The organism is Duganella fentianensis (assembly GCF_009857835.1).
Classification (GTDB): Bacteria; Pseudomonadota; Gammaproteobacteria; order Burkholderiales; family Burkholderiaceae_D; genus Rugamonas; species Rugamonas fentianensis.
In genome coordinates, this window is sequence record NZ_WWCL01000037.1 from 1 (window position 1) to 255 (window position 255).

The window sequence follows — 255 nt, forward strand, 5'->3', positions numbered from 1 at the left end:
ATCAAGCGTTCACACTTATCGACTGTCAATAAGAGAAGAACAGCATTTGGGGCTGTAGCTCAGCTGGTTAGAGCACCGTGTTGATAACGCGGGGGTCGTTGGTTCGAGTCCAACCAGCCCTACCAGTAATACCCAATGGGGGATTAGCTCAGCTGGGAGAGCACCTGCTTTGCAAGCAGGGGGTCGTCGGTTCGATCCCGTCATCCTCCACCAAAAGTTCAAATGTAAAGGTAGACCTTTAGATTTGATCTTTTA

2 tRNA genes are annotated in these 255 nt (G+C 49.4%); both read left to right on the forward strand.

Annotation, left to right across the window (positions count from 1 at the left end):
- The first annotated feature begins 48 nt into the window (after positions 1-48).
- Positions 49-125: transfer RNA gene (locus tag GTP23_RS22490), tRNA-Ile, on the forward strand.
- Between the two features lie 12 nt (positions 126-137).
- Positions 138-213, forward strand: a tRNA-Ala gene (locus GTP23_RS22495).
- Positions 214-255 lie beyond the last annotated feature (42 nt).